Source organism: Methylobacterium sp. 22177, assembly GCF_052045615.1.
In the GTDB taxonomy this organism is placed as follows: domain Bacteria; phylum Pseudomonadota; class Alphaproteobacteria; order Rhizobiales; family Beijerinckiaceae; genus Methylobacterium; species Methylobacterium radiotolerans.
The window spans coordinates 1-4,595 of the sequence record NZ_JBQEPK010000101.1; the positions used below are offsets into that span (position 1 = coordinate 1).

The 4,595-nt window shown below is 60.2% G+C and carries 3 protein-coding genes; 1 reads left to right on the forward strand and 2 read right to left on the reverse strand.

What is annotated here, in order from left to right; genetic code table 11:
* The first annotated feature begins 278 nt into the window (after positions 1–278).
* Positions 279–977: a glutathione S-transferase family protein gene (locus tag ACTJK8_RS32100; protein WP_012329789.1), complete on the forward strand. Its 699-nt coding sequence runs from the start codon at positions 279–281 to the stop codon at positions 975–977.
* Between the two features lie 691 nt (positions 978–1,668).
* Here the strand turns inward: ACTJK8_RS32100 and ACTJK8_RS32105 are convergent.
* Positions 1,669–2,673, reverse strand: coding sequence for an ABC transporter substrate-binding protein (locus ACTJK8_RS32105; RefSeq protein WP_440763187.1), 1,005 nt, complete (start codon positions 2,671–2,673; stop codon positions 1,669–1,671).
* A gap of 470 nt (positions 2,674–3,143) precedes the next feature.
* Positions 3,144–4,517 (reverse strand): transposase, encoded by a 1,374-nt coding sequence (locus tag ACTJK8_RS32110; RefSeq protein ID WP_440762471.1) that lies wholly within the window; start codon positions 4,515–4,517, stop codon positions 3,144–3,146.
* Positions 4,518–4,595: the final 78 nt, after the last annotated feature.

Below are 4,595 nucleotides of genomic sequence, written 5' to 3' on the forward strand. Positions count from 1 at the left end.
GTTGGGTCGGAAGCAGGACGGCCGCTCAGGGTGGTTTTGCGAAAATTCGCTCTCGGGCAGTGATTGATTGAAGTGGACATCGCCTCCGTGCCCGCTCGCGACCCAAGCCAGCCGCTGGAAAAGTCGTTTGCGGTTCTCCAGAGCGGTCGTTCGCTGGACCTCCGGTACCCTCGGCGCAAGGTAGAAGCAGGCACGAAGCCAACGTCTACGTCCCTCTGTTGCCGCTCGGGACCAACCCTACCTGTGGCGACATCGAAAGCCCGCTCTGCTGAGGAATCATGGACAAGCTTACCCTCTACACCTCGCCGTCAGCCTTCCCGAACCCACAGCGGGTGCGCCTGCTCATGCACGAGAAGGGTATCGCGCAGCATGTCGAGGAGCGTGTGCTCGACATGGCTCCGGGCGGCGAGCAGCGCGGTTGGCAACATCTCAAGCGCAATCCCTGGGGCGAGACCCCGACTCTTGAGCTGCCGGGCGGTGGTTATCTAGCCGAGAGCGTCGCGATCGCGCGCTACCTCGACGAGAGCTTCCCGGGCCGCAAAATTCTGGGCGAAGGCGCATTGGAGCAGGCACAGGACGTGATGTGGAACGACCGGATCTGGGTGCAGATCCTGTACAGGCTCACGACGCTATTCCACGTGCTCCATCAGGGCCTTGGGCCGAAGCTGGAACTAACTAGCAACCCGCAATGGGGCGAGCATTGCCGCAAGGAGGCGCTCTCCCATGCCAGCCTCGTCGACCGGCATCTGTCGGATGGGCGGGACTGGATGCTCGGTGGCGCGCACCCGACCTTCGCCGACATCACGCTGTGCACGGCGATCGCGTTCTCGAAGTTTGGTCCGGTCGCGACCCCGCTGGATGAGCGCTACGAGCAGCTCGACCAGTTCTGGCAGCGCTGGAAGGCGCGCCCGAGCTTCCGCCTCGCTTATGCGGATGGCGGCGGCCTTCAGGAACTGAGCGCGCTTCAGACCGCCTGATCGGCACGAGGTCTGGCGGAGCGACTGCGCAACACGCCGCTCGCTTCGCCCGGCTCCCGACATAGGGGCGCAGGGCCGCGCACAACCGTGCTGTCTTCAGCGCGACGGGAGCCCTCACGGAGTATATCGCGCGATTGCGAATATCGGCGGTGGAGCGGGGCCTGTGCACCAGGCTTCGCCCCAGGTCGCGCCGAAAACGTCCGCTTTCGTGCATCGTCGCCCGGCAGTGGACCGGCGGAGATCCACCCCAAGCTGGTGTTGCCGGATGGCTGACGAACGTCTGCTTCGGGGGAACGCCGGCACCGCTTCCGGCGGCTGGGTTGGGTCGTTAGGAGGCCGTCCGCTCTTCCGGCAGACCTCTTCCAAAGCAGCCATTCCGCTTTCGGCCAGCTTCGGCCGCAGCCTAGTGTTTGGATGAACGTCTCAGAAGGGTGGATTTCTGCCCGTCCGCTTCTGGACGGCTCAGCGATAAAGCAGCCGTCGCCGTTAAGCCCACTCTCGATCTTTTTGGAAGACTCGTGAACGTGCGTTAGCAGGCAACTCAGTGAAGATAAGACTTGAGGCTTAGGCAGGAGGTTGCGCAGCAAGTCGCTTCCAACCGGCCGCGCACCGAAGCTGCCGCCGTTATAGCATCTTGCAAAATGAAATCACAAACATGTCAGAGCGGCGCCGCCGTCTTAGCGTCGAGACATTACTCGATGATTTCTGCGGCCCGGGCCAATATATTATGTGATATCTGTATTCCAATATCCCGCGCTGTATTTAGATTAAGCACCATTTCGTAATCTGAAGACTGGTAGATCGGCAAATCGCTCGGCGGCACCCCTTTCAGAATGCGATCGACGTAATCAGCAGCAATCAATGGAAATTTATCTCCAATAGGTCCATATGATATCAGCCCGCCAACCTTGACGAATAAGGCAACTTCGTAAATCGACAACACGCGATAATCATTTGATGATTTTACAATTTTCTTAGCATTATTGACTGTAAGAGGATTAGATGGAACAAGAACGACTTGCGACGCATCAATCGACAACTTTTTATACAACTCTTCGACCTCATCCGGATTTCGAACCGAGATCTTTACAAATTTCAAACCGTATTTCTCAGCGGCAAGCGCCGCGGTTTCAACATAAGATCTCTGCATCAATGCGGCCGCAGTCAGTGGCTCCATAAACACCATTGTACTTGCGCTGGGCAACAACTCCCTTATTAACTCTGCTCTCTTGTATATAAGATCTGTCGAAAGCATTTGACTGCCGGTTACATTTCGGCCGGGCCTATTAATGCTATCTATCAGATCTGCGCCTTCAAGGCTGCCGGCCGACAAAGAAACAATGGCAGATTCATATTTTAGTTGTTTCAATTTCACAATTATTCCAGCCGTTTCGGCTACTATTACATCTGCACGCTGCGCTATGACTTCCATGATCACCGCATCTATGTCGTCATTCTTATCACCAGCAAACGCCCATAAGATATCTATATTGCCTCCCTCGATCCAACCTTTTGCTCGTAGCGCTGCGCGAAAGGGTTCGGTCCTCGACGCGTCGGCGATTGACGTCTTGCTAGTAACCCAAGCGACACGGCGCTTTTGTGATTGAGCGGCAGCTTTCGAACCTATCGGACAAATCAGAAAGGCCTTAATAATTGCCCTCCGGCTCAACATCGAACTCTTTTGGCGAATGGTCATCTTGAAGAGCCCATGCTGCTACGCCTGAAGAGCCGATCTTTGCACTATTAGTGAGCGGTGTCAGTGACATTTCATCGGTTCAGGCATATCATAGAGGGGCCCTGTCATTTAGATCAAGCCGCGGCCCACGACTGTTCCAACGCATTGTCAGTCTGCTCGGCCGCGCGTCAATTAAAAAGCAGCTGAGTTTCGGTTCCTTTCAGCAGCTGCCTGATAATCTGAGCGTAGACGCCATGTATCGGGAGCGAAAGTTCAGGTTCCGGATGAAAGGTTCCGCTCCGGTTGCTACCCCGAACTGACGTTGGCGGACTTCCGACGAATGGCGGCTTTCGGGACGCAGTGATGCGGGTCTGTACGGCCAGAGTGGGTCGCCCGCAGAAGGACCGCTCCGGGTGGATTTCGTTGAAAAACTCGCGGTCGGCCTGGATCGAGGTTTGATGGGGGGTTGGCTGAGGGCCTCCCCCAGCCGATCAGGCTAGGCTCGGCTGCCCCAGCGGGATCAGCTTGGCCAGCTTCCGTAGGTTCTGGGCGGCGGCCGCGAGGTGGAATTCGTCCCGGGCTCCATCCGGCCCCCGCAACCGAAGCCGATCCAGCTTCAGGATTCGCTTGAGGTGGGCAAACAGCATCTCGACCTTCTTGCGCTCCCGCCGCGAGGTACGGCCCGCCTCCGAGGCGCAGATGTCGCGCGCCATCTGCCGGGCGCCCTCGTGGATTGAGCGTGGGATCTTGCGGGCGGATGCGTTGGGGCAGCATCGTGGCTTCAGCGCGCAGGCATCGCAGTCGTGCTTGCTCGCGCGGTAGCGCAGCATCCCGTCTGCGTCGACGAGCGGAGGCGGTGACCTGTAGACCTTCTGACGTTGCCGCAGGTGCTTGCCGGCCGGGCAGGTGTAGGCGTCAGCGCTAGGGTCGTAGGTGAAGGCTGATCGGCTGAAGGTGCCGTCCCGGCGCTCAGACTTGTCGAAGACGGGGATGTGCGGCTCGATGCCCTGTTCGTGGACGAGCCAGCCCAGCATCGCGGCCGATCCATAACCACTGTCGCCGGCGAGCCGTGCCGGGTAGAGGTCGAAGCGCTCGCGCGAGCGCACGATCATGCGCTTGGCGGCTGTGACCTCGGCCTGCCGGATCGCGGTGGTCGGCTCGACGTCCACGATGACCGCGTGGTCGAGGTCGATCAGGTAGTTGGCCGCGTAGGCGAAGTAGGCCAGCCCACCGTCCGCCCCCGTCCAGCGCGCAGCCGGGTCGGCGGGGGAGACGAGCTTGGGCACGACCGGCGTCGCAGCCCCGAACGCGGCGTCGTCGAGCACAGCCAGGTACTCCCGGGCGGCGCGGCTGACGCTCTCGGGTGGCAGGCCGTTCGTACCCTCGACACCCTTCTGTCGATTGGCATCGGCCTTGATCAGGCTGGCGTCGACCGCGAAGCCCTCGCCGCCCACGAGCCCCTCGGCGATGCAGCGGGCGAGCACGGTCTCGAACAGGCGCCGCAGCAGGTCGCTGTCGCGGAAGCGGCCATGGCGGTTCTTGGAGAAGGTCGAATGGTCCGGCACCCGGCCGTCGAGCCCGAGCCGGCAGAACCAGCGATAAGCGAGGTTGAGGTGGACCTCGTCGCACAGGCGGCGCTCGGAGCGGATGCCGAAGCAGTAGCCGATGAGCAGCATGCGGATCATCAACTCAGGGTCGACCGAGGGCCGGCCCGTCGAGCTGTAGAACGACTCCAGGTGCGCGCGCAGGTTCGACAGGTCAACGAAGCGGTCGATGCCGCGCAGCAGATGGTCGGCGGGGACGTGGGTATCGAGCGAGAACTCGTAGAACAGGGCGCCCTGCTCGACTTGCCGAGGTCCCATCATCTGCTTCGGTCTCCGCCTCTCGACGAGAGTGAATCACCTCACGACTACCGCTGCAACACCGAGTTTTTCAACAGAATC